This is a genomic window from Salmonella sp. 32070601201500089SM (assembly GCF_017573605.1).
Classification (GTDB): Bacteria; Pseudomonadota; Gammaproteobacteria; order Enterobacterales; family Enterobacteriaceae; genus Salmonella; species Salmonella enterica.
This window is the reverse complement of record NZ_JAGETK010000021.1, coordinates 1-21108: the sequence shown is the minus strand read 5'-3', so window position 1 is coordinate 21108 and position 21108 is coordinate 1. Positions and strand designations below refer to the sequence as shown.

The 21108-nt window shown below is 52.7% G+C and carries 24 protein-coding genes and 1 riboswitch; of the genes, 15 read left to right on the top strand and 9 right to left on the bottom strand.

All coding sequences use genetic code 11. The features are described 5' to 3' along the window. Positions 1 to 164 precede the first annotated feature (164 nt). Positions 165 to 309: riboswitch (molybdenum cofactor riboswitch) on the top strand. From moaA to J4728_RS22410, 9 genes are all read left to right on the top strand, one after another. Further along, positions 297 to 1286 (top strand): GTP 3',8-cyclase MoaA, encoded by a 990-nt coding sequence (gene moaA, locus J4728_RS22450; RefSeq protein WP_017465732.1) that lies wholly within the window; start codon positions 297 to 299, stop codon positions 1284 to 1286. Its footprint overlaps the riboswitch before it by 13 nt. A gap of 21 nt (positions 1287 to 1307) precedes the next feature. Continuing rightward, the gene (gene moaB, locus J4728_RS22445) at positions 1308 to 1820 is read left to right on the top strand and encodes a molybdenum cofactor biosynthesis protein B (protein WP_000084604.1); all 513 of its coding nucleotides are present in this window, start codon (positions 1308 to 1310) and stop codon (positions 1818 to 1820) included. A 2-nt stretch (positions 1821 to 1822) separates the two neighbouring features. Next, positions 1823 to 2308, top strand: coding sequence for a cyclic pyranopterin monophosphate synthase MoaC (moaC, locus tag J4728_RS22440; protein WP_208212443.1), 486 nt, complete (start codon positions 1823 to 1825; stop codon positions 2306 to 2308). Beyond that, positions 2301 to 2546 carry a molybdopterin synthase sulfur carrier subunit gene (moaD, locus tag J4728_RS22435; RefSeq protein ID WP_000598596.1) on the top strand — a complete coding sequence of 82 codons (246 nt, stop codon included), beginning with the start codon at positions 2301 to 2303 and terminating at the stop codon, positions 2544 to 2546. The genes moaC and moaD overlap by 8 nt, the downstream gene beginning before the upstream one ends. A gap of 1 nt (position 2547) precedes the next feature. After that, entirely contained in the window at positions 2548 to 3000 is a 453-nt protein-coding gene (gene moaE, locus J4728_RS22430; protein ID WP_208212441.1) for a molybdopterin synthase catalytic subunit MoaE, read from the top strand. A gap of 47 nt (positions 3001 to 3047) precedes the next feature. Further along, positions 3048 to 3752, top strand: coding sequence for a Bax inhibitor-1 family protein (locus J4728_RS22425; protein ID WP_000373611.1), 705 nt, complete (start codon positions 3048 to 3050; stop codon positions 3750 to 3752). A 146-nt stretch (positions 3753 to 3898) separates the two neighbouring features. Beyond that, a complete protein-coding gene (locus tag J4728_RS22420; RefSeq protein ID WP_208212439.1) occupies positions 3899 to 4606 on the top strand; it encodes a Bax inhibitor-1 family protein in 708 nt (235 codons plus the stop codon). A gap of 23 nt (positions 4607 to 4629) precedes the next feature. Continuing rightward, positions 4630 to 5238, top strand: coding sequence for a hypothetical protein (locus J4728_RS22415; RefSeq protein ID WP_208212458.1), 609 nt, complete (start codon positions 4630 to 4632; stop codon positions 5236 to 5238). A 7-nt stretch (positions 5239 to 5245) separates the two neighbouring features. Next, positions 5246 to 5806: a hypothetical protein gene (locus tag J4728_RS22410; protein ID WP_001052197.1), complete on the top strand. Its 561-nt coding sequence runs from the start codon at positions 5246 to 5248 to the stop codon at positions 5804 to 5806. A gap of 2 nt (positions 5807 to 5808) precedes the next feature. On the opposite strand, the gene J4728_RS22405 is transcribed toward J4728_RS22410, so the two are convergent. The 3 genes from J4728_RS22405 to J4728_RS22395 are packed head-to-tail and all read right to left on the bottom strand — an operon-like array spanning position 5809 to position 8767. Further along, complete coding sequence (locus J4728_RS22405; protein ID WP_001129813.1) at positions 5809 to 6771, bottom strand: YbhN family protein; 963 nt, start codon at positions 6769 to 6771, stop codon at positions 5809 to 5811. After that, positions 6771 to 8012, bottom strand: a complete 1242-nt coding sequence (gene clsB / locus J4728_RS22400; RefSeq protein WP_000649639.1) for a cardiolipin synthase ClsB — start codon at positions 8010 to 8012, stop codon at positions 6771 to 6773. The genes J4728_RS22405 and clsB overlap by 1 nt, the downstream gene beginning before the upstream one ends. Further along, positions 8009 to 8767 (bottom strand): endonuclease/exonuclease/phosphatase family protein, encoded by a 759-nt coding sequence (locus tag J4728_RS22395; protein WP_000192039.1) that lies wholly within the window; start codon positions 8765 to 8767, stop codon positions 8009 to 8011. The genes clsB and J4728_RS22395 overlap by 4 nt, the downstream gene beginning before the upstream one ends. Positions 8768 to 8899: 132 nt before the next feature. Between J4728_RS22395 and J4728_RS22390 the strand changes: the two genes are divergently transcribed. Further along, entirely contained in the window at positions 8900 to 9310 is a 411-nt protein-coding gene (locus J4728_RS22390) for a YbhQ family protein (protein WP_000871970.1), read from the top strand. Here J4728_RS22390 and J4728_RS22385 read toward each other — a convergent pair. The 6 genes from J4728_RS22385 to J4728_RS22360 form a co-directional block, all read right to left on the bottom strand. Further along, on the bottom strand, positions 9272 to 10378 hold the full coding sequence (locus J4728_RS22385) for an ABC transporter permease (RefSeq protein WP_000469050.1): 1107 nt from the start codon (positions 10376 to 10378) through the stop codon (positions 9272 to 9274). The two genes, J4728_RS22390 and J4728_RS22385, sit on opposite strands and share 39 nt — an antisense overlap. Positions 10379 to 10493: 115 nt before the next feature. After that, entirely contained in the window at positions 10494 to 11624 is a 1131-nt protein-coding gene (locus J4728_RS22380) for an ABC transporter permease (RefSeq protein ID WP_000045765.1), read from the bottom strand. Further along, positions 11617 to 13353, bottom strand: a complete 1737-nt coding sequence (locus tag J4728_RS22375; protein WP_001287616.1) for an ATP-binding cassette domain-containing protein — start codon at positions 13351 to 13353, stop codon at positions 11617 to 11619. Before J4728_RS22375 ends, J4728_RS22380 begins: the two co-directional genes overlap by 8 nt. Further along, the gene (hlyD, locus tag J4728_RS22370) at positions 13346 to 14341 is read right to left on the bottom strand and encodes a secretion protein HlyD (RefSeq protein WP_000743434.1); all 996 of its coding nucleotides are present in this window, start codon (positions 14339 to 14341) and stop codon (positions 13346 to 13348) included. Before hlyD ends, J4728_RS22375 begins: the two co-directional genes overlap by 8 nt. Continuing rightward, entirely contained in the window at positions 14341 to 15015 is a 675-nt protein-coding gene (cecR, locus tag J4728_RS22365; RefSeq protein ID WP_208212437.1) for a transcriptional regulator CecR, read from the bottom strand. The genes hlyD and cecR overlap by 1 nt, the downstream gene beginning before the upstream one ends. A 73-nt stretch (positions 15016 to 15088) precedes the next feature. Continuing rightward, the gene (locus tag J4728_RS22360; RefSeq protein WP_001075547.1) at positions 15089 to 16012 is read right to left on the bottom strand and encodes a LysR substrate-binding domain-containing protein; all 924 of its coding nucleotides are present in this window, start codon (positions 16010 to 16012) and stop codon (positions 15089 to 15091) included. A 540-nt stretch (positions 16013 to 16552) separates the two neighbouring features. Between J4728_RS22360 and J4728_RS22355 the strand changes: the two genes are divergently transcribed. The 5 genes from J4728_RS22355 to J4728_RS22335 form a co-directional block, all read left to right on the top strand. Continuing rightward, on the top strand, positions 16553 to 17884 hold the full coding sequence (locus tag J4728_RS22355) for an MFS transporter (RefSeq protein ID WP_001518324.1): 1332 nt from the start codon (positions 16553 to 16555) through the stop codon (positions 17882 to 17884). A 50-nt stretch (positions 17885 to 17934) separates the two neighbouring features. Further along, a complete protein-coding gene (locus tag J4728_RS22350) occupies positions 17935 to 18684 on the top strand; it encodes an SDR family NAD(P)-dependent oxidoreductase (protein ID WP_208212435.1) in 750 nt (249 codons plus the stop codon). A 13-nt stretch (positions 18685 to 18697) separates the two neighbouring features. Next, entirely contained in the window at positions 18698 to 19543 is an 846-nt protein-coding gene (locus tag J4728_RS22345) for a transketolase (protein WP_208212433.1), read from the top strand. Beyond that, complete coding sequence (locus J4728_RS22340; protein WP_000083414.1) at positions 19543 to 20535, top strand: transketolase family protein; 993 nt, start codon at positions 19543 to 19545, stop codon at positions 20533 to 20535. Before J4728_RS22345 ends, J4728_RS22340 begins: the two co-directional genes overlap by 1 nt. A gap of 56 nt (positions 20536 to 20591) precedes the next feature. Beyond that, positions 20592 to 21108, top strand: a 517-nt coding sequence (locus J4728_RS22335; RefSeq protein WP_138010226.1) for an aldehyde dehydrogenase family protein, incomplete at its 3' end; no start/stop codon positions are given.

The window sequence follows — 21108 nt, the reverse complement described above, 5'->3', positions numbered from 1 at the left end:
CCCCTTTATAGCGAGGGCGTTACCACGGCTAAATGATATATATCAATGTAAAAGTGTGATTTTCACGTATTCTGTCGCTAAATAGCACGATCATATCGCTATGTATATGTTTATATAGCGAAAGCGTGATGGCGAAATTGTCATTTACACGCTAGTATCGGCGTAACCACAGTAAACACTCTAGCCTCTGCACCTGGGTCATTTTTGATATGGTGCTTTGGCCGTGACAACGTTTAACGTTTGCCACCAGGGCGCAGGAAGAAATGACTCCGCCTCCCGTATTTGGAAAGGTGTACATGGCTTCACAACTTACCGATGCTTTCGCGCGTAAGTTTTACTACTTGCGTTTGTCGATTACCGATGTGTGTAACTTTCGTTGCACCTACTGTCTGCCGGATGGCTACAAACCTGGCGGCGTCACTAACAACGGTTTCCTTACCGTCGATGAAATTCGTCGCGTTACGCGCGCTTTTGCCAGTCTTGGCACGGAGAAGGTGCGTCTTACCGGCGGCGAGCCTTCATTACGCCGCGATTTTACCGACATCATTGCCGCCGTGGGTGAAAATGATGCTATTCGCCAGATTGCGGTGACCACTAACGGTTATCGACTGGCGCGCGATGCCGCGAGCTGGCGCGAAGCGGGGCTGACGGGCGTCAATGTTAGCGTGGATAGTCTGGATGCGCGTCAGTTCCATGCGATTACCGGTCAGGACAAATTCCGCCAGGTGATGGCGGGCATCGATGCCGCCTTTGACGCCGGTTTCGAAAAGGTGAAAGTCAACACCGTGCTGATGCGCGACGTGAATCACCATCAGTTGGATACCTTCCTTGCCTGGATTCAGCCTCGCCCCATTCAGCTACGCTTCATTGAACTTATGGAGACGGGCGAGGGGAGCGATCTCTTCCGCAAACATCATATTTCGGGTCAGGTATTACGCGACGAGCTGATTAAGCGCGGTTGGATCCACCAGCTCCGCCAGCGTAGCGATGGCCCGGCGCAGGTTTTTTGTCACCCCGATTACGCCGGTGAGATCGGTCTCATTATGCCGTACGAAAAAGATTTCTGCGCCACCTGTAACCGCCTGCGTGTTTCGTCCGTCGGGAAGCTGCATTTATGTCTGTTTGGCGACGGCGGCGTGAGTTTACGCGACCTGTTACAGGATGATGCGCAGCAATACGCGCTTGAGAAACGTATTTCTGACGCGTTGCGGGAGAAAAAGCAGACCCACTTCCTTCATCAGAGCAATACTGGTATTACGCAAAATTTATCTTACATTGGCGGTTAATCCTTAATAAGGAGATTTCAGATGAGTCAGGTCAGCGCTGAATTTATCCCGACCCGCATCGCTATTCTTACTGTTTCCAGCCGACGCGGCGAAGAAGACGACACCTCCGGTCATTATCTGCGTGATTCGGCGCAGGAGGCCGGGCATGAAGTGGTGGCGAAAGCCATCGTTAAAGAGAACCGTTACGCGATTCGCGCCCAGGTTTCCGCCTGGATCGCCAGTGATGAGGTGCAGGTCGTATTGATAACTGGTGGGACCGGTTTGACCGAAGGCGATCAGGCGCCGGAAGCGCTGTTGCCGCTGTTCGATCGTGAAGTGGAAGGATTTGGCGAAGTGTTTCGCATGCTCTCGTTTGAAGAGATCGGCACCGCAACTCTGCAGTCGCGCGCGGTAGCTGGCGTGGCGAATAACACCTTGATTTTCGCCATGCCGGGCTCCACAAAAGCGTGCAGAACCGCATGGGAGAATATCATTGCGCCGCAGCTGGATGCCCGTACACGCCCATGTAATTTTCACCCTCATTTAAAGAAATAACGATGTCGCAATTAACCCATATAAACGCCGCAGGCGAAGCGCACATGGTGGACGTTTCCGCGAAAGCGAAAACCGTTCGTGAAGCGCGTGCGGAAGCATTCGTTACCATGCGTAGTGAAACGCTGGCGATGATTGTTGATGGCAAACACCACAAGGGCGATGTTTTCGCCACCGCCCGAATTGCCGGTATTCAGGCCGCCAAACGCACCTGGGAGCTGATCCCGCTGTGCCACCCGCTACTGCTAAGTAAAGTGGAGATTCAGCTTCAGGCCGAGCCGGAGCATAACCGCGTGCGTATTGAGTCTCTGTGCCGTCTGACCGGTAAAACCGGCGTCGAAATGGAAGCATTAACTGCGGCGTCCGTCGCGGCGTTAACCATCTACGACATGTGTAAAGCGGTACAAAAAGATATGGTAATTGGTCCGGTGCGCCTGCTGGCGAAAAGCGGCGGCAAATCGGGGGATTTTAAGGTGGATACGCATGATTAAGGTGCTTTTCTTCGCCCAGGTTCGCGAGCTTACAGGAACTGATGCGCTGGATCTTCCAGCAGATTTTTCCACCGTTGAGTCGCTGCGACAGCATCTGGCGACAAAGAGCGATCGTTGGGCGCTGGCGCTGGAAGACGGCAAGCTGTTGGCGGCGGTCAACCAGACGCTGGTAAGTTTTGACCATCCGCTGACGGCGGGCGATGAAGTGGCGTTTTTCCCGCCAGTCACGGGGGGCTAACATGCACGAAACGCGAATTGTAGTCGGCCCTGCGCCGTTTAGCGTCGGGGAGGAATATTCCTGGCTGGCGGCGCGCGACGAAGACGGCGCGGTCGTCACCTTTACCGGAAAAGTGCGCAATCATAACCAGGGCGATAGCGTTAAGGCGCTGACGCTGGAACATTATCCCGGCATGACTGAGAAAGCTCTGGCGGAGATCGTCGCGAAGGCGCGTTCCCGCTGGCCGCTGGGTCGGATAACGGTGATTCATCGCGTTGGCGAATTATGGCCGGGCGATGAGATTGTGTTTGTCGGCGTCACCAGCGCGCACCGCAGTAGCGCGTTCGACGCCGGTCAGTTCATTATGGATTATCTGAAAACCCGTGCGCCGTTCTGGAAGCGTGAAGCCACGCCGGAAGGCGATCGCTGGGTCGAAGCGCGCGACAGCGACCAGCAGTTGGCGAAACGTTGGTAGCAGAATGTGATACGCTTTAGGGTATCATTTCCACACAGGAGTTCATCATGGACAGATTTCCACGATCTGATTCAATAGTGCAGGCACGGTCCGGCCTGCAGACCTATATGGCGCAAGTGTATGGCTGGATGACGGTCGGACTGTTACTGACCGCGTTTATCGCGTGGTATGCGGCTAATACGCCAGCCGTCATGATGTTTGTCTTTTCCAGTAAGATCACCTTCTTTGGCTTAATTATTGCCCAGCTTGCGCTGGTGTTTGTTCTGTCGGGACTGGTGCATAAACTTAGCGCCGGAATGGCGACGACGCTGTTTATGCTCTATTCGGCGCTAACCGGATTGACGTTATCCAGTATTTTTATCGTTTACACCTACTCCTCTATCGCCAGCACGTTTGTGGTGACGGGGGGAATGTTTGGCGCCATGAGCCTGTACGGGTACACCACTAAACGCGATCTTAGCGGTTTCGGCAATATGCTGTTTATGGCGCTTATTGGTATCGTTCTGGCGTCGCTGGTCAATTTCTGGCTGAAGAGTGAAGCGCTGATGTGGGCGGTAACCTATATCGGGGTGGTGGTGTTTGTCGGTCTGACCGCCTATGACACGCAGAAACTGAAAAATATCGGCGAGCAAATAGATACCCGCGATAGCGCTAATCTGCGTAAATATTCGATTCTCGGCGCGTTAACGCTGTACCTGGACTTTATCAACCTGTTCCTGATGTTACTGCGTATTTTTGGTAATCGCCGCTAATTATAGCGATCTCTTAAAATCCTGGCCCTGCGCCAGGATTTTTTTTAGGACTTTATTTAGGGCGAAACAGCATAAACATCTTAGAAATATTTTCCTGCGCTTGCCATTCTTATCACCGTGATCATGAGAAGAGTGATAAATGACAAGTGGGACCTCTGGCTGCAATACGTATACGGCAAATAGCATTTATTCCCGCGACAATGTTATCCCTTACCTATTGGTATACTGCGCTGGGACTATGGTGTACCGCCGGCATTATATGGCTAACGTTGTATACTCATTTTTTTATAACCCACGTTCATCCTGTTGTTGTTTTGTGGATATCAGCACTTTTGCTTGGCCTGGGGTATGGGGCCATTACCTGCCTTTCCCGCTTTGGCACTGTTGTCGCAACGTTGATATATATTGCCATCATTACGCTTACCGGCGTGTCATTAGCTTACCTTTTCTCAGGTGGCGCGACCATTTTCGTGATTGTTGGAATCATGTTTAGTCTTAATGCCTTATTTATTTTCTACCTGAATATCAGTTCTGGTCTATTCAGGCCGTTAATTTTTATGGCGGTAAGCGGGAGCATCGCTGCGATAGTTGTCAATAGCCTGGTGGCCAGTAGCACTCTGGTCTGGATAGTCAGTGTGCTGACGGTATTGGTATGGACATTGATTACAGCACTAGAAAAATCGACACTTCATGGTTATGCCCGCATGTTATACCACAGCGAGTTTTCATCCCTGCCTCGTTGCGCTTTATTTGGCGCGCTGACGCTTTACCTTGGTATTATTAATGCTGTGGTTACGCTGTGTCGTTATATCATTTTGATGATTCTGGAAATACTATTATCTTTCAGGCCGTAGGCGTTGCAGGTTTTTTATTCAGGTTGGTGATGATGGGTATAATGAGTAAATTATGTGGCAAACAATTTTGGTTAGCGTTTTGTGAAGCTAAAGACGTCACTCGCGCCATTAAAAATGGCGGCGAGGATTTTAATAAGAAATGCCCGCCAGCGCTGATTTCTCATTTCATTACCGGATTGTCATGGGAACATTCATTACCCAATCCTGAGCCTGTTTGCGCGTTTAGTTTTATGCTTCTTGTGGGAGGTGTGTGTAGTGCGCATTTTGCTTTCGATAAGTTTATCCTGTATTGGCCGCTAAATATAATCATTTATTTTGGCAGTGCTATAGGTATGATGCTATGTGTTATGGCTGAGGTATGGCTTATTGCCAAGGGTTTTATCCTGGGGTTGCGCCTCTGCGTTTTACTGTTTTTATTAAATATTATGCTCTGCGGTACTGGATTATTTGACGTGTTGTGCCATCAAAATAGCGAACTAAAGAGTGATCTTGTTATCGCGATTATTATGGTTGTGCTTTGCCGCTGGGTGATGAATGGCGAAACGTTTACGATGATGATTCGTTTCTGCCTGGGGCGTCGATTAGTGCGAGTCGCATTACAAAAATATCTCACCTCACAGACAAGGAAATGATAAGCCCATGAACCTGATGACGTGGCTAACAGGAAAAACACTGGCGGAGCTGGTGAAAAAAGGGCAGTTGATCCCGCCAGAAATTAAGTTACCTGTGTATCCGGCCAGCCACTACAAAAAAAACTGGTATGAACAAGGTATTCCTCACGGAGGTGTTATTGGGCTTACGGCGATCATGATGACGATGACATGGATCGTCAGTATAAACATGGTTATTGCGCAGTTTGAGCTGCACAATAAAAAGCATCTGGAGCTGGTCTTCTTCCTGGCCGTGGGCTATATCGCTTTTCTTACCCCGTCAAATCAGCTCCTGCTTAAAGGAAGAATGAGCGGGGTCATTATTTACCGCTATGCGCTATTACTGGCCATTATTTCCGTTACGTTGGCAACGTTCTGTACCCTGTCATCAGTATTCATGGGTGAGTTTAACGAAGTGCTCCTGCTGCTGTTTAGCTGGTCATTGCTGCTTTTTTCCCGCTTACAGATGAATACGTCTTTTTTCTCAGCATATGTTTATTTTTACCGGATAAAACGCGTTGTGCTGGAAAGCGAAAACGCGTCTGCTTAAATTCATTTCGCCATCGCCCGCTCGTTTTTCGCCCGCAACTTCTTCGCCCGGCTCTCCAGGATCAGATAGCACACCAGCGCCAGCAACAGGGGAATAAAATAGTAAAGCACACGGTACGCGAGCAGGGCGGCGATAATCGTGCCTTGCGACGTATGTTCGCCCGCCAGCAACGCGAGGAATACGGCCTCCAGCACGCCGATGCCTGCCGGAATATGCACGATGACGCCCGCGATACTGCTCACCAGCAGTACGCCCAGTACAAAGAAATAGTTCACATCCTGACCCATCAGCAGCCAGATGATGGCGCCCATCGCCATCCAGTTCGCGCTGGAGATCGCCATCTGCGCCAGCGCGAATTTCCATGACGGCAGCACCAGTTTCTGCCCTTTAATCGTCATATGCCGCCGCTTCGCAAAGGCGCAAAACCACAGATAGACCGCGATAATCAACAATAAAACGATACCGAGAATACGTAGCGTGCCTTCATCGATATACCAGTGGTCGGGAAGCTGGACAACGCCGAAGGTAAAAATGATGCCGCCAAGCAGAATATAGCCCAGCCAGTTAGTGGTAATGCTGAGTGAGAAAATGCGCGTAATAGTACTGCCGGGCAACCCGAGGCGAGAGTATAGTCGGTAACGCATCCCGATCCCGCCGACCCAGGTGCTGAGCGTCAGGTTAAAGGCATAGCAGATGAACGATACCAACATCACCTGTCGCTTCGCCAGCTTATGGCCGCAATAAAGCCGTCCAAGCAGGTCGTAGCAGCCGTACAGAAGATAGCTTACGATCACCAGTCCTACAGCGCTTAAAAGCGCCGTGCGGTTATAGTCGCGGATGACGGTCCAGACATCGCCCCAGTCGACCTTTTTAGCATAAACCACCAGCAGAACGACGACCGCAATAAAAAACAGCCAGGTCAGCACTTTTTTAGCCAGCCGCCAGCGCGGATGCGATTTAGCCATTAGGGCTTCACTCCTGTATTTTCTGGATCAACGCGATCCTGGGTTTCCATTTCTGGCTGGGCAGGCGGGGGAACCTGCGCCAGATGCGGGGTATGCGCAGGTAGCCAGCCGACCAGCGCCGGGAAATGACGTAAAAAGTGGAACGCCAGCACGCTTTTGGTCAGGTTCCACCAGGTGCGTTTCGGCAGCATAGACTCATCGACCTGCTTACAATCGTTCACGATGATGCCTTGTAAGTTATCGCGCAGGGTCTGGTTAAAAGTACGATCGTGAATGATCAGGTTAGCTTCAAGGTTAAGCGACAGGCTGAGCGGATCGAGATTACTCGACCCTACCGTGGCCCAGTGATCGTCCATCAGCGCCACTTTGCCATGCAGCGGACGGCGTCGGTATTCATAAACCTGCACGCCGCCCTTCACCAGATAGTTATAGAGCAACCGCGCGCCGACTTTGACTATCGGCATGTCTGGTTCCCCCTGGACAATCAGTTTTACGCTCACGCCACGGCGGGCGGCTTTACGCATTGCGTGGAGCAAGCGATAGCCGGGGAAAAAATAGGCGTTAGCGATAATCACTTCACGCTTTGCCTGGGTCAGCATTTTCAGATAATGACGTTCGATATCGTCGCGGTGCTCTTCATTATCCCGCCAGACAAACAGCGCCTGCGCTTCGCCGGGGTGACGGTTTTCTTCTGCCTGGTGATGGCGCTTCCACCAGCGGCGCGCGGGGCTTTGCCCCGGCAAATTTTCGACTTCGAATTGCAGGATATCGGCCACAACAGGCCCTTCGACCCGTACCGCGTAGTCTTGTTTCGCCTGCGGGCCGTAATCCGACATATGCTCGGCGGAGTAGTTAATGCCGCCGACAAAGGCAATACGATCATCAATCACCACAATTTTGCGGTGCATTCGGCGGAAGATATTGGTTCGCAACCCCAGTAGACGCGGGCGGGGATCGTAATAGCGAAAAATAACGCCCGCCGAGGTCAATTCGCCGACAAACGCGTCGCTGAGATCGGGAGAGCCGTAGCCGTCGAGTAATACTTCGGCTTTTACGCCGCGCTGTGCGGCTTTTAGCAGAGCGGCATGGAGTTTTTTACCCACCTCATCTTCAAACAAGATAAAGGTTTCCAGAATGATTTTTTGCTGTGCCTGAGCGATAGCCTCAAACACGGCAGGATAGAACTGGTCGCCGTTTTCCAGTAGCTGAATTTGATTACCTTCACGCCAGCCGCATTTCATAGATGGATCTCCGCGCTAAGGGGGGCATGGTCTGATAAATGTCGCCAGTTCCGCAGCGGCAGCGCCGTAGGAGAACTGGCGTTCGCATTCTTGACGTAAATACGATCGAGTCGCAGCAGCGGCATACTCACCGGGAATGTGCGCGCCGGTCGGCCATGGGCACGGGTGAATATCTCCTCCAGCCCGGCCGCGTTTAACGGCGGGCCGGCCTTTTGCCGCCAGTCATTAAAGTCTCCGGCCACCAGCACCGGTTCTGATTCCGGCAAGGCATTCACCCATCCCGCCAGCATGGTTAACTGCGCCTGGCGGTGGCTCTCCCGCAGGCCGAGATGTACGCACATGACGTGGATAGGGCGGTTGAGCATGGGCGGCGTAATGCGGCAATAGAGCACGCCGCGTTTTTCGCTACCGCCGACCGAGACGTCGCGATTTTCATAATGTTCAATGGGATAGCGAGAAAGAACCGCGTTACCGTGGTGGCCTTCCGGATAGACCGCATTGCGGCCATAGGCGAAATCGCTCCACATGGTGTCGGCCAAAAATTCATAGTGGGTAGTGTCCGGCCAGTTTTCGATATGCAGCGGATGTACTTCATGCGCGCCCATCACTTCTTGCAGACAGACGATATCGGCGCCGACCGTTCTGACGGCGTCGCGCAGCTCCGGCAGGATGAAGCGTTTATTAAAGGCGGTAAAACCTTTGTGCGTATTAATTGTGAGCACTTTGAATGAAAAATTTCGCGTGTGTTGAGTCATTTTCTTCCTGTCCGCGTCACTATCCTGATTGAAATAGTGTAGTCGTCGTCACAAAAAGATGCGGTCTTACGGAATTTTCCGTAAAGTTCGGTACTCTGAATAATGAGAGAAAAATGCTTCAGGAGAAAAGCCATGAAGTGGCAACAACGCGTTCGTGTCGCAACCGGCCTCGGTTGTTGGCAGATTATGTTGCATTTACTGGTAGTGGCGATGCTGGTAATAGGCTGGATGAGCGGCACATTAGTGCGCGTCGGCCTGGGATTATGCGTGCTTTATGGCGTGACGGTACTGCTGATGCTGGCGTTGCAGCGCCATCATGAGCAACGCTGGCGCGATGTGGCGGATGTGCTGGAAGAGCTGACTACCACCTGGTACTTCGGCACCGCGCTGATTGTCCTCTGGCTGCTATCCCGCGTATTGCAAAACAATGTCTTACTGGCGCTGGCGGGGCTGGCTATCCTGGCCGGGCCCGCCGTGGTCTCGCTACTGGCGAAAGATAAAAAGCTACATCACTTTGCGTCTAAACATCGCATACGCCGCTGAACCCGTGGTGGCCGCTATCACCAATAGCGGCCACAAACTTCCCCAGACAATCCCCAGACTCGCGTCCTTAAGATAAATTTGCTTGGTAATATCAGTAAAGTGGCGGATAGGGTTTATCCACGTCAGGTTTTGCAGCCAGACCGGCATGTTTTCCACCGGCGAGACATAACCCGAGAGCAGAATCGCCGGCATCATAAAGACAAAGACGCCGATAAACGCTTGCTGTTGCGTGGCGCAAAGCGATGATATCAGCAAGCCAAAGCCTACCAGCGACAGCCCGTAAATCACCATCGTGAAATAAAACAGCGCTAATGAACCGGCGAAGGGAATTTGGTATGCCCAAATGCCGATAGCTAGCACGATCGTGGCCTGGAAGGTCGCGACAATCAGAGCCGGCACCGCTTTGCCGACGAAAATCTGCCAGGTGGTGAGCGGAGAGACCAGCAGCTGATCCAGAGTGCCTTGTTCACGCTCGCGGGCGACGGACAGCGAAGTGACGATCATCACGCCGATAGTGGTGATCATGGCGATCAGCGAGGGCACCACAAACCACTTGTAGTCCAGATTCGGGTTATACCAGTTGCGTACCACCAGTTCGCTATTGTTGGGCTTTGGCTTGCCGTCCATCAGTGTCTGCTGATACTCCTTGACGATCTGTTGCAGATAATTGGCGGCAATTTGCGCGCTGTTGGAGTTACGTCCATCAAGAATGAGTTGCATCGGCGCAGGCTGGAAGGTATCCAGATTCCGCGAGAAATCCGCCGGGAAGCGTACCAGCAGCAGCGCTTTTTGCGTATCGATAGTCGGCTGGATCTCCTGCGGACTGTTCAGCAATAGCACATGGGTAAACGCTTTCGCGCGGGCAAAGCGCTGGGTAAGTTCTACCGAATGTTTGCCGTTATCTTCGTTATAGATGGCGATAGTCGCGTTAGTGACTTCAAGCGTCGCGGCGAACGGAAACAGGATGACCTGAATCAGCACCGGCAGAATCAGGATCGCGCGCGTTTGCGGTTCGCGTAAAAGCGATTGCAGTTCTTTGCGAATTAACGTCCATAAGCGATGAAACATGTCCGTCCTCTCAGTCCAGTTTGTAGGCCTGATAAGCAAAGCGCATCAGGCATAATGCCGGATGGCGGCGTGAACGCCTTATCCGGCCTACGACGACAATTATCCATACACATATTTAATCCAGTCGTCGTTTGGTTTTTAGCCACGTCAGGCCAATAAACATCACCGCCGAGGCGATTAAAAACAGTACGTTAACGCCTAACACGACCGGAATATTGCCGGCCAGAAACAGACTTTGCAGGGTGCTGACAAAATAGCGCGCCGGAATAATATAGGTCACCGCGCGGATCACCGCAGGCATACTGTCTATCTGGAAGATAAATCCGGACAGCATAATCGAGGGCAAAAAGGCGGCGTTCAGCGCCACCTGCGCGGCGTTAAACTGGTTGCGAGTGATGGTGGAAATCAACAGCCCCATCCCCAGCGTACTCAGTAAAAACAGACTGGTGATGATAAACAGAATCACCAGCGAACCGCGATACGGCACGCCGAGAATAAACACCGATACCAGCATACAGAGCAGCATCGCCAGCATACCGAGAAAGTAATAGGGAATAAGCTTACACAGCAGCAGTTCAACACGCGTCACTTCGGTTGAGAGCAGCGCCTCCATCGTGCCGCGTTCCCATTCGCGGGCAACGACCAGCGAGGTGAGGATGGCGCCAATTACCGTCATGATAATGGTCACCGCCCCGGGAATGATAAAATGCTGACTGATCGCCGCCGGGTTAAACCAGTAGCGCGTCTGGACGTCGATAAGCGGTTCAAAGGTATCGCCGCGATCTTCCGCGCGCTGCTGTTGCCAGATTTGCCAGATGCCTTCAACATAGCCCTGAACGAAGTTGGCGGTATTTGGCTCGCTGCCGTCGGTAATCACCTGAATCGGCGCGCTGTCACCGTCGCGCGCCATTTGCTGCGCGAAATCCACCGGAATCACCACCAGTCCGCGAATGCGTCCGGCCTGCATTTTTTCAATTAATTCATGGCGGTTATCGCTAATGGTCGCGTCGATATAGGGTGAACCGGTCATCGCATGAGTGAAATCCAGCGCCTCCTGGCTTTGTTGTTCAAGCAGAATCCCCACCCGCAGTTTGCTGGAGTCGAGGTTAATGCCGTAACCAAAAATAAACAGCAACAGCAGCGGGATCACCACCGCAATCAGCCAGCTACTGGGATCGCGCACGATCTGGCGCGTCTCTTTGACGCACAACGCACGCACGCGGCGCCAGGAGAGAGACTTACTCATGCGTATGCTCCTTATCCCAGTCATTGATGAGAGTGATAAAGGCCTGCTCCATCGTTGGATCGGCCTGTTGCTCATCGGCGGCCTGCGCTTTGAGATCGTCCGGCGTACCGCTGGCGATAAGCTTCCCGCGATAAACCAGTCCGATGCGATCGCAATATTCCGCCTCATCCATAAAGTGGGTCGTCACCATTACCGTGACCCCTTTTTCCACCATGCTATTAATATGCAGCCAAAATTCACGGCGGGTGAGGGGATCAACCCCGGACGTTGGTTCATCAAGGAATAAAATATCCGGTTCGTGCATCAGCGAGCAGGCCAGCGCCAGTCGCTGTTTAAAGCCCAGCGGCAGCGCATCGGTGGGATGCGACGCGATGCTTTTCAGACCAAACGCTTCACTCATGCGCTGAATTTTTTCATTTTGCGCGCGGCCCCGCAAACCGTAGACGCCGGAGAAAAAACGCAGGTTCTGCTCAACCGTCAGGTTGCCGTAAAGCGAAAATTTTTGCGCCATATAGCCCAGATGCTGACGGGCTTTGCCGGAGCTGACTTTCAGGTCCATATCCAGCACCAGCGCCTTGCCGGACGTCGGCACCAGCAGGCCGCACATCATTTTAAAGGTGGTTGATTTACCCGCGCCGTTCGGGCCGAGCAGGCCAAAAATCTCGCCGCGCTGTACGACGAAATTAACATGGTCCGTGGCCGCGAAATCGCCAAATTTTTTCGTCAGTTCCTGCGCTTCAATCACCGTTTCGCCGGCAGTGCCTTCAACCGTATGCAGGATTGAACCCAGCGGAGACTCCGAGGTTCCCGCTCCGCCAAGCAGATCGATAAACGCATCTTCGAAACGCGGCGCGGTCTCATTGAGGGTGATTTCCGGCATCCCTTCGGCCTGACGAATATCTGCTGCGGTCGCCTCTTTTTTCAGGATCAGGCGTACTGAACGTCCCTGAATCATGCCGTCGCTCACCTGCGGCAGTCTGAGCGCTCTCTGTAGTAACTTACGGTTGTTTTCCTGTGGACTACTCATCAGAAAGCTACGCCCGGCCATCGTTTGCGTCAGCGCTTTAGGTTCGCCCTGATAGAGCAGCTCGCCTTCATTCATCAGCAGCACATCGCGACACTGTTCGGCTTCATCCAGATAGGAGGTGCTCCATAAAATCAGCATCCCGTCACCCGCCAGTTCGTGAACCATTTGCCACAACTCGCGCCGTGAAATCGGGTCAACGCCAACGCCCGGTTCATCCAACAGCAGCACTTTCGGTTCGCCGACCAGCGTACAGGCCAGCCCCAGTTTTTGCTTCATCCCGCCGGACAATTTCCCCGCCAGACGGCCAGTGAAAGGGCCGAGGGCGGTAAATTCCAACAAACGGGCAAAGGTCTTTTCCCGTATCTCGCCGGTAACGCTGCGTAAATCGGCATAGAGATTAAGGTTCTCCATGACGGTAAGATCTTCATACAGACCAAATTTCTGCGGCATATAGCCCAGAACCGCGTGCAGCTCGCTGTCGTTTTGTATCGGGTCGAAGCCCAATACGGACGCGCTGCCGCCATCGGCTTTGAGCAGGCCTGCCAGCATACGCATTAGCGTGGTTTTTCCTGCGCCGTCCGGCCCTACCAGCCCGGTGACATAACCGGAATGAATGGTACAGTCGAGCGGCGCGACGGCGGGTTTATCCATTCCCGCAAAGCGCTTCGTCAGACCGTGCAGCGTAATAACGGCCTCACTCATGCCGTGCCTCGTCATTAAATTTCACCGTGACTGGCATCCCCTGGCGTAACGCATCGTCCGCATCGGTGACGATAATGCGCAGGCGATAGACGAGATCGGTACGCAGATCCGGCGTTTCGACGGTTTTCGGCGTAAATTCCGCGGTGGGCGAAACGAAACCAATCTTGCCGTGGTAAGGTTTGTCAGGACGACCGTCGGTATACAACAGAATGTCGCGCCCCGGTTGCGTCTGACTGAGGTTGCGTTCATCGACATAGGCGCGCACCCAGACGGGGCGGGTCAGCGAGAGCGTTAATACCGTGCTGCCGGCGTTCAGCATACTGCCAGGCTCGACCGCGCGGGTGAGCAAGGTTCCGTTGGCAGGCGCGATAAGCGTGGTGTCCTGCAAATCAAGCTGCGCCTGCGCCAGTTGGGCCCTTGCCTGTTCCAGGCTGGCTTTCGCCTGGGCGATATCCTGTTCACGATTACCGGTACGGTACTGGCTCAGTTTATCCTGCGCGGACTTCAGCGTCGCCTGCGCCTGATCGCGCGATGAGCGGGCGTTTTCCAGATCGTTAGCGGAAATGGTGCGGCTTTTCCACAATCCTTGCTGACGGTTATAAAAGTTTTGCGCGTAGTCATAGGCGGCTTGCGCCTGTCTGACGGCGGCGGCGGCCTGGGCTATCTCTTCATCGCGATAGCCTGCCAGCATCAAATCATATTGCGCCTGCGCGACCGACACGCCAGCTTTCGCCTGCATCAGCGCGTTTTCGTATGGCGCGTGATCCAGTTCGCCGAGCACCTGTCCGGCTTTGATGGCATCGCCTTCATCAACATTCAGCGACGCCAGCCTGCCGCCGACGCGAAAGCTGATATTGACGGTACGGATATCGACATTACCGTATAGCGTCAGCCCATCGTCCTGCCGACTTTGATACCACCAGGTTCCACCGGCAATCACAGCGACGATCGCTGCGATTGCCAGTCCGATAACGACAGGTTTTTTCATCAGTCCAGACTCCTTTGCGTTAAACCGTGCAGAATAAGATCGATGTGGCAGGTTACCGTCTGGTAAATCAGCTCCGCTTTTTCTTCATCAAACTGCGGCCAGCCGGTACGTAACAGAATAGTTTCTTTGCCGAGACGGAACGCCAGCACTTCGCCCAGTAAGGCATGGGTATGCAAAATCATGCGCGTATCCTTGGCGTCGCAGCCGGTATAAGCGGCAACCAATCTTGTCAGATGGGTGTGCAACGGATCGATAACCTGTTCATGGACCAATTGATAGGCCGACGTGGGAGAGAGCTGCTCGCGTGAAATAAATTTGCTCAGGTTAACGGTGTCTTCCTGCGTCAGCAGCATAATCATGTTCTTGCAGGCGAGCAGAATGAGTTCGCGTATGGCGTCCCGGTCAGGGGCAGGCTGGCTAAACAGACGTTCCGCTTTTTCAGCATGGGGGCGAAATTTTTCGCCAAGAAAATCGGCAATCCACTGGGCGCAGGCGAGGTATAAATCCTCTTTTGAGCCGAAATAGTAAGTAATGGCGGCAATATTTTGCCCCGCCAGCGCGGCGATATCGCGCGTGGTGGCATGGAGGCCATACTCGCCAAACTGCGCCAGTGCGGCGGCAATGAGCTGACTTTTCGCCTGCTCGCCCTTGGTGGTCGTGGTGGGAATATTCATCACACGCCCTAATTTTTAATCAATCGATTGATTAACTTTAGGCGCACATTTCAGGTTTGTCTACCGCCAGCTATTAGATCTGAAATCCTTCGCGGCTTAGCTCTTTGGAAACCCAATTAAAGAATATCCTCACTTTCTCTTTTTGTTCATTGTGGTGTGGCAAAACGAAGTGGTGAGCGTTAACCGGCATACTCACGTCAGTCGTAAAAACGGGCGCCAGGTGGCGTTGGCTAACGCTTTGTCCGGCCAGTAAATTGCTTTCAAGAATAATACCCATGCCCATGCGTGCAGCCTCAATGCTCATATAGGAGCGGTCAAAATTAAAAATAAAGTTTTTATTCCAGCCGCGAACCTTATGCCAGGACAGCCAGTTGCTCCAGTTGATCAGCGTGCTATCTGAATGAATAAGATCGCAACCCAGTAAATCTTCAATGTTTTGAATGCTATGACTCGCTAAATAAGTCGATGATGTATAGGGGAGCATACGTTCATTTTTTATGGTTTTGACGACCAGCGTCGGCCATTGTGAAAGGCCGTGGCGGATATCGATATCGATATTATCACGGGAGAACTGAATACTTTCGTAAGAACAGGTCAGGCTAATTTTAAGCTCAGGCCAGGCCTGGCGAAATTTATTCAGACGGGGCATCAACCATAGTAATCCAAAACTCGGTGCTGAATGTATGCGTAAATAATCCTGGTGAATATCATTTATGACCTGGTTGGTAGCCTGTCCAATAATGTTTAACGCCCCCGAAACCTCTTTTAAATATTTTTCACCAATAGCGGTCAATACGACGCCTTTACTGCTGCGCGAAAAAAGTTTCTTTCCCAGATACTGTTCCAGACTGGCTATCTGATGGCTTACCGCGGAGGCCGTAACATTGAGATTTTCAGCTGCCAGATTCAGGCTGTTGGTATCAGCCACTTCAATGAATGCCTGGATATTGCGTAAAGATGGCACAGGCAAGCTTTTATTCTGTAGTGGCTGGTTCATGATTATCTCCGGTGAATGGAATGATGATCGCCCAATTTTATTACCCCAGGAAGTAAATTCAGCGGTTACTCCCCTAATACCTGGTCAGCTTAACATAGGCGAAAAATAAGTTATGGGGTAATTCGTGATGAAGTTAACAGTTTTATCTGCCATTTCTGTCAGTCAAGCTGATTCGACAATAATTTGAATCCAGTCACGAAGCAATTTTTCCTCATTCATAATTGAGGTTTTTTGAATACCGTTTCTTTTGGGGATTGTTATATTGCAACCACAGGCCTGATAACAAGGCGCGATGCGGTAAGGTTCGCGAAAAAAATATATACCCAAAATAATTCGAGTTGCTTAAAGGCGGCAAGGGAGTGAGTCCCCAGGAGCATAGATAACTATGTGACTGGGGTGAGCGACAAATCTGCCGGGAGCAGATTTGAACGTCGCGTGCGACGGCCCGTCAGGGCGAGGCCCATGGATGGGCCGAGTATCCGTAGCCAACACATAAGCAACTTGAAGTATGAAGGGTATAAACAATAATGAGGATACCCTATGTCACGTATAGATACTGTAGTCTGTACTGACGCCAGGAAGACAAAATATCGTTTGGTGGTTTTGACGATGATTTTCCTGGTGTATGCAATAAATTACGCCGACAGAACCAATATCGGCGCGGTGCTGCCGTTTATCATTGATGAGTTTCATATCAACAACTTTGAAGCCGGAGCCATCGCCAGTATGTTTTTCCTTGGCTACGCGGTAAGCCAGATCCCGGCAGGTTTTTTTATCGCCAAACGCGGCACGCGGGGGTTAGTTTCACTGTCAATTTTCGGCTTTTCCGCTTTTACCTGGCTGATGGGCACGGTAAGTTCGGTGTTTAGCCTGAAGATGGTGCGACTGGGACTGGGGCTTAGCGAAGGACCATGCCCGGTGGGGCTGGCTTCAACGATTAATAACTGGTTCCCGCCGAAAGAGAAAGCCACGGCAACCGGCGTTTATATCGCGGCCACCATGTTTGCGCCGATTATCGTGCCGCCGTTGGCGGTGTGGATTGCGGTCACCTGGGGCTGGCGGTGGGTCTTTTTCTCCTTTGCGATCCCGGGGATCGTGGCGGCGATTGCCTGGTATTTACTGGTTAAGTCAAAACCTTCAGAGAGCGGATTTGTTTCGCAAAGTGAACTGGAAGAGATTAATGCCGGGCGTGATATCCATAAAAACACCGTGCGGGAAAATATATTAATTGCCGATCGTTTCACTTTGCTGGATAAAATTATTCGGGTGAAAAAAATGGCGCCTATCGATACGGCAAAAGGATTATTTACCTCCAAAAATATCCTCGGTGACTGCCTGGCCTATTTTATGATGGTTAGCGTGCTGTATGGCTTATTAACCTGGATTCCGCTCTATTTAGTGAAAGAGCGCGGTTTTGATGTCATGAGTATGGGGTTTGTAGCCAGTATGCCGTGCATCGGCGGGTTTATTGGCGCGATTGGCGGCGGATGGATTTCGGATAAAGTATTAGGCCGTCGTCGTAAGCCAACGATGATGTTTACCGCTATTTCCACCGTGGTCATGATGTTAATTATGCTGAATATTCCGGCAAGCACCTGGGCGGTATGTGTTGGGTTATTCTTCGTCGGTTTATGCCTGAATATTGGCTGGCCCGCATTCACAGCATACGGTATGGCGGTTTCGGATACGAAAACTTATCCCATTGCCTCTTCTATTATCAATAGCGGCGGCAACCTCGGCGGGTTTGTCGCTCCGATGGCTGCGGGTTTTTTACTTGATAAGACCGGCAGCTTTAATTCTGTATTTACCTATTTCGGTATCTGCGCAGCAATTGGTCTGGTGGTTATTCTCTTCCTCGATGAGCCACAATAACGGAAATATATCCTGTTAATTAATATGACGTAATGTCATGGAGTGAAAATATGTTATTAAAAGATAAAGTCGCCATTATTACTGGCGCGGCCTCCGCACGCGGTTTGGGTTTTGCTACCGCGAAATTATTTGCTGAAAACGGCGCTAAAGTGGTCATTATCGACCTCAATGGAGAAGCCAGCGAAGCCGCGGCTGCGGCATTAGGCGAAGGTCATCTCGGGCTGGCGGCAAACGTCGCTGACGAAGTTCAGGTTCAGGCGGCAATTGAACAGATCATAGCTAAATATGGTCGGGTCGATGTACTGGTGAATAACGCCGGTATTACTCAGCCGCTGAAGCTAATGGACATTAAGCGCGCTAATTATGACGCGGTGCTTGACGTCAGCCTGCGCGGCACGCTGTTGATGTCGCAGGCGGTTATCCCGGTCATGAGAGCGCAAAAATCCGGCAGCATTGTCTGCATCTCCTCCGTTTCCGCCCAGCGCGGCGGCGGTATCTTCGGCGGCCCGCACTACAGCGCGGCAAAAGCCGGCGTGCTCGGTCTGGCGCGGGCGATGGCGCGTGAGCTTGGCCCCGATAACGTCCGCGTAAACTGCATCACTCCGGGGCTGATTCAGACCGACATCACCGCCGGTAAGCTGACCGATGAAATGACGGCCAAAATCCTTGCCGGGATCCCGATGAACCGCCTGGGCGATGCGGTAGACATCGCGCGCGCCGCGCTGTTTCTGGGAAGCGATCTCGCGTCCTACTCCACCGGTATCACCCTGGATGTTAACGGCGGCATGTTAATTCACTAAGCGAGGCAATGAGATGAAGATGACCGAATCACAAAAAGTCGCCGCGGCGGCGTGGCGCATCCGCCGCTACGCCCTGCAAATGGGGGAAGTTCAGGGACAGGGCTATATCGGCCAGGCTCTGGGCTATGCCGATGTGCTGGCAACCGCGTTCAGCCACGCGATGACCTACCGTCCGGAAGACCCTGAGTGGGAAGGGCGCGACCGCTTCCTGCTTTCTCACGGCCATTACGCTATCGCCTACTATGCGGCGCTGCTGGAAGCGGGAATTATCCCGGAAGAGGAGCTGGAAACCTACGGTTCCGACGACAGCCGCCTGCCGATGTCGGGGATGGCGACCTACACGCCGGGGATGGAGATGTCCGGTGGTTCGCTGGGGCAGGGGCTGTCCATTGCCGTAGGAATGGCGTTCGGGCTGAAGCAAAAGAGCAGCACGTCCTGGGTTTATAACTCTATGTCGGATGGGGAGCTGGACGAAGGTTCAACCTGGGAAGCGGCGATGTCGGCAGCCCACTATGGCCTGACTAACTTGATTAACATCGTTGATGTCAACAAACAGCAGGCGGACGGCGATTCGCGCAAAATCCTCGGCTTTGAGCCGCTGCATGAAAAATGGGCCGCTTTCGGCTGGTACGTACAGCGCGTGGACGGTAACGATCTGGCCGCGGTGATTGCCGCCTTCGACAACGCGAAAAGTCATACCGGCAACCAGCCGCGGGTCATTCTCTGCGACACGTTGATGGGTAAAGGAGTGCCGTTCCTCGAAACCCGCGATAAGAACCATTTTATTCGCGTCGATGCTGACGAGTGGCAAAAAGCGATTGCGGTGCTGGACGCTAACAAACCGGAAGGAGTGCTGTAATGAGCCAGAGTAAACCACGTTTAAAAACGTCCGCGATGATTGCTTCTATCGCCGATGAAGGCCAGGCGACGATCCCTGCGCCGTTTGGCGTCGCGCTGTCAAAACTGGCGGCGCAGCGCCCGGAAATCGTCGGTATGACCGCGGACCTGTCAAAATACACCGATCTACATATTTTCGCCCAGGCTTTCCCGGATCGCTTTTTCCAGATGGGAATGGCGGAACAGTTGCTGATGGGCGCGGCGGGGGGCATGGCGAAAGAGGGATTTATTCCCTTCGCTACCACCTACGCTGCGTTTGCCACCCGTCGCGCCTATGATTTTATCCATCAGGTGATCGCCGAAGAGCATCTGAACGTGAAGATCTGCGCAGCGCTGCCGGGTCTGACAACGGGCTACGGGCCAAGCCACCAGGCAACCGAAGATCTGGCGATTATGCGCGGCATTCCCGGCATGGTTATCGTCGATCCTTGCGATGCGCTGGAGATAGAGCAGGCGGTACCGGCAATTGCTGACCATAACGGCCCGGTGTATATGCGCCTGCTGCGCGGTAAGGTGCCGCTGGTGCTGGATAAGTACGACTATCAGTTTGAGCTGGGCAAGGCGAAACTGCTGGAGGACGGCAATGATGTGCTGATTATCTCTTCCGGGCTGATGACCATGCGTGCTCTGGAGGCGGTTGAAAAGCTACGCGCCGATAATATCAGTGTGGCCGTATTGCACGTGCCGACAATCAAGCCGCTTGATGAAAAAGCGATTATTGAGCAGGCGTCGAAGCCCGGTCGCCTGGTGATGACCGCGGAAAACCATACCTCGGTCGGCGGGTTGGGGGAGGCGGTTGCCGCACTGCTGATGCGCAAAGGCGTACGCTGTGAGCTGGATACCGTTGGTTTGCCTGACGAATTCCTGCTGGCCGGCGCGCTGCCGACGCTGCACGATCGCTACGGCATCTCCACCGCGATGATGGTAGAAAAAATTAAGCATCGTCTGCGTTAATGACTTTCGCCGCCGCGTTCTGCGGCGGCGCTTCTCTGTTTCCGTTCGAGGTTTCCATGTCGATTAATTCCATTGAAGAATTAAACGCGCTGGTTGCGCGCGTCAAAAAAGCCCAGCGTCAGTACGCGAGTTTCACGCAACAACAGGTAGACAAAATCTTCCGCGCCGCCGCTCTGGCCGCCGCTGATGCCCGCATTCCGCTGGCCAAAATGGCGGTCGCCGAGTCTGGTATGGGCATCGTGGAAGACAAAGTGATTAAAAACCACTTCGCTTCCGAATATATCTATAACGCCTATAAAGATGAAAAGACCTGCGGCGTGCTGTCAGAAGACGACACTTTCGGGACCATTACGATTGCTGAACCTGTCGGTATTATTTGCGGCATCGTTCCGACAACCAACCCGACCTCTACCGCGATTTTCAAGTCGCTGATTAGCCTGAAAACGCGTAACGCCATCATCTTTTCTCCGCATCCGCGCGCTAAAGAAGCAACCAACAAAGCGGCAGACATCGTTCTGCAAGCGGCTATCGCTGCCGGCGCGCCGAAAGATCTGATTGGCTGGATCGATCAAC

Excerpts from the sequence above, each read along its gene's own strand:
- J4728_RS22395 (WP_000192039.1), bottom strand. The coding sequence starts at position 8,767 with ATGACTCAACACACGCGAAATTTTTCATTCAAAGTGCTCACAATTAAT.
- hlyD (WP_000743434.1), bottom strand. The coding sequence starts at position 14,341 with ATGAAAAAACCTGTCGTTATCGGACTGGCAATCGCAGCGATCGTCGCT.
- cecR (WP_208212437.1), bottom strand. The coding sequence starts at position 15,015 with ATGAATATTCCCACCACGACCACCAAGGGCGAGCAGGCGAAAAGTCAG.
- moaB (WP_000084604.1), top strand. The coding sequence starts at position 1,308 with ATGAGTCAGGTCAGCGCTGAATTTATCCCGACCCGCATCGCTATTCTT.
- moaE (WP_208212441.1), top strand. The coding sequence starts at position 2,548 with ATGCACGAAACGCGAATTGTAGTCGGCCCTGCGCCGTTTAGCGTCGGG.
- J4728_RS22425 (WP_000373611.1), top strand. The coding sequence starts at position 3,048 with ATGGACAGATTTCCACGATCTGATTCAATAGTGCAGGCACGGTCCGGC.
- clsB (WP_000649639.1), bottom strand. The coding sequence starts at position 8,012 with ATGAAATGCGGCTGGCGTGAAGGTAATCAAATTCAGCTACTGGAAAAC.
- J4728_RS22360 (WP_001075547.1), bottom strand. The coding sequence starts at position 16,012 with ATGAACCAGCCACTACAGAATAAAAGCTTGCCTGTGCCATCTTTACGC.
- J4728_RS22385 (WP_000469050.1), bottom strand. The coding sequence starts at position 10,378 with ATGTTTCATCGCTTATGGACGTTAATTCGCAAAGAACTGCAATCGCTT.
- moaC (WP_208212443.1), top strand. The coding sequence starts at position 1,823 with ATGTCGCAATTAACCCATATAAACGCCGCAGGCGAAGCGCACATGGTG.
- J4728_RS22405 (WP_001129813.1), bottom strand. The coding sequence starts at position 6,771 with ATGGCTAAATCGCATCCGCGCTGGCGGCTGGCTAAAAAAGTGCTGACC.
- J4728_RS22340 (WP_000083414.1), top strand. The coding sequence starts at position 19,543 with ATGAGCCAGAGTAAACCACGTTTAAAAACGTCCGCGATGATTGCTTCT.
- J4728_RS22410 (WP_001052197.1), top strand. The coding sequence starts at position 5,246 with ATGAACCTGATGACGTGGCTAACAGGAAAAACACTGGCGGAGCTGGTG.
- moaD (WP_000598596.1), top strand. The coding sequence starts at position 2,301 with ATGATTAAGGTGCTTTTCTTCGCCCAGGTTCGCGAGCTTACAGGAACT.
- moaA (WP_017465732.1), top strand. The coding sequence starts at position 297 with ATGGCTTCACAACTTACCGATGCTTTCGCGCGTAAGTTTTACTACTTG.
- J4728_RS22345 (WP_208212433.1), top strand. The coding sequence starts at position 18,698 with ATGAAGATGACCGAATCACAAAAAGTCGCCGCGGCGGCGTGGCGCATC.
- J4728_RS22380 (WP_000045765.1), bottom strand. The coding sequence starts at position 11,624 with ATGAGTAAGTCTCTCTCCTGGCGCCGCGTGCGTGCGTTGTGCGTCAAA.
- J4728_RS22375 (WP_001287616.1), bottom strand. The coding sequence starts at position 13,353 with ATGAGTGAGGCCGTTATTACGCTGCACGGTCTGACGAAGCGCTTTGCG.
- J4728_RS22350 (WP_208212435.1), top strand. The coding sequence starts at position 17,935 with ATGTTATTAAAAGATAAAGTCGCCATTATTACTGGCGCGGCCTCCGCA.
- J4728_RS22355 (WP_001518324.1), top strand. The coding sequence starts at position 16,553 with ATGTCACGTATAGATACTGTAGTCTGTACTGACGCCAGGAAGACAAAA.
- J4728_RS22390 (WP_000871970.1), top strand. The coding sequence starts at position 8,900 with ATGAAGTGGCAACAACGCGTTCGTGTCGCAACCGGCCTCGGTTGTTGG.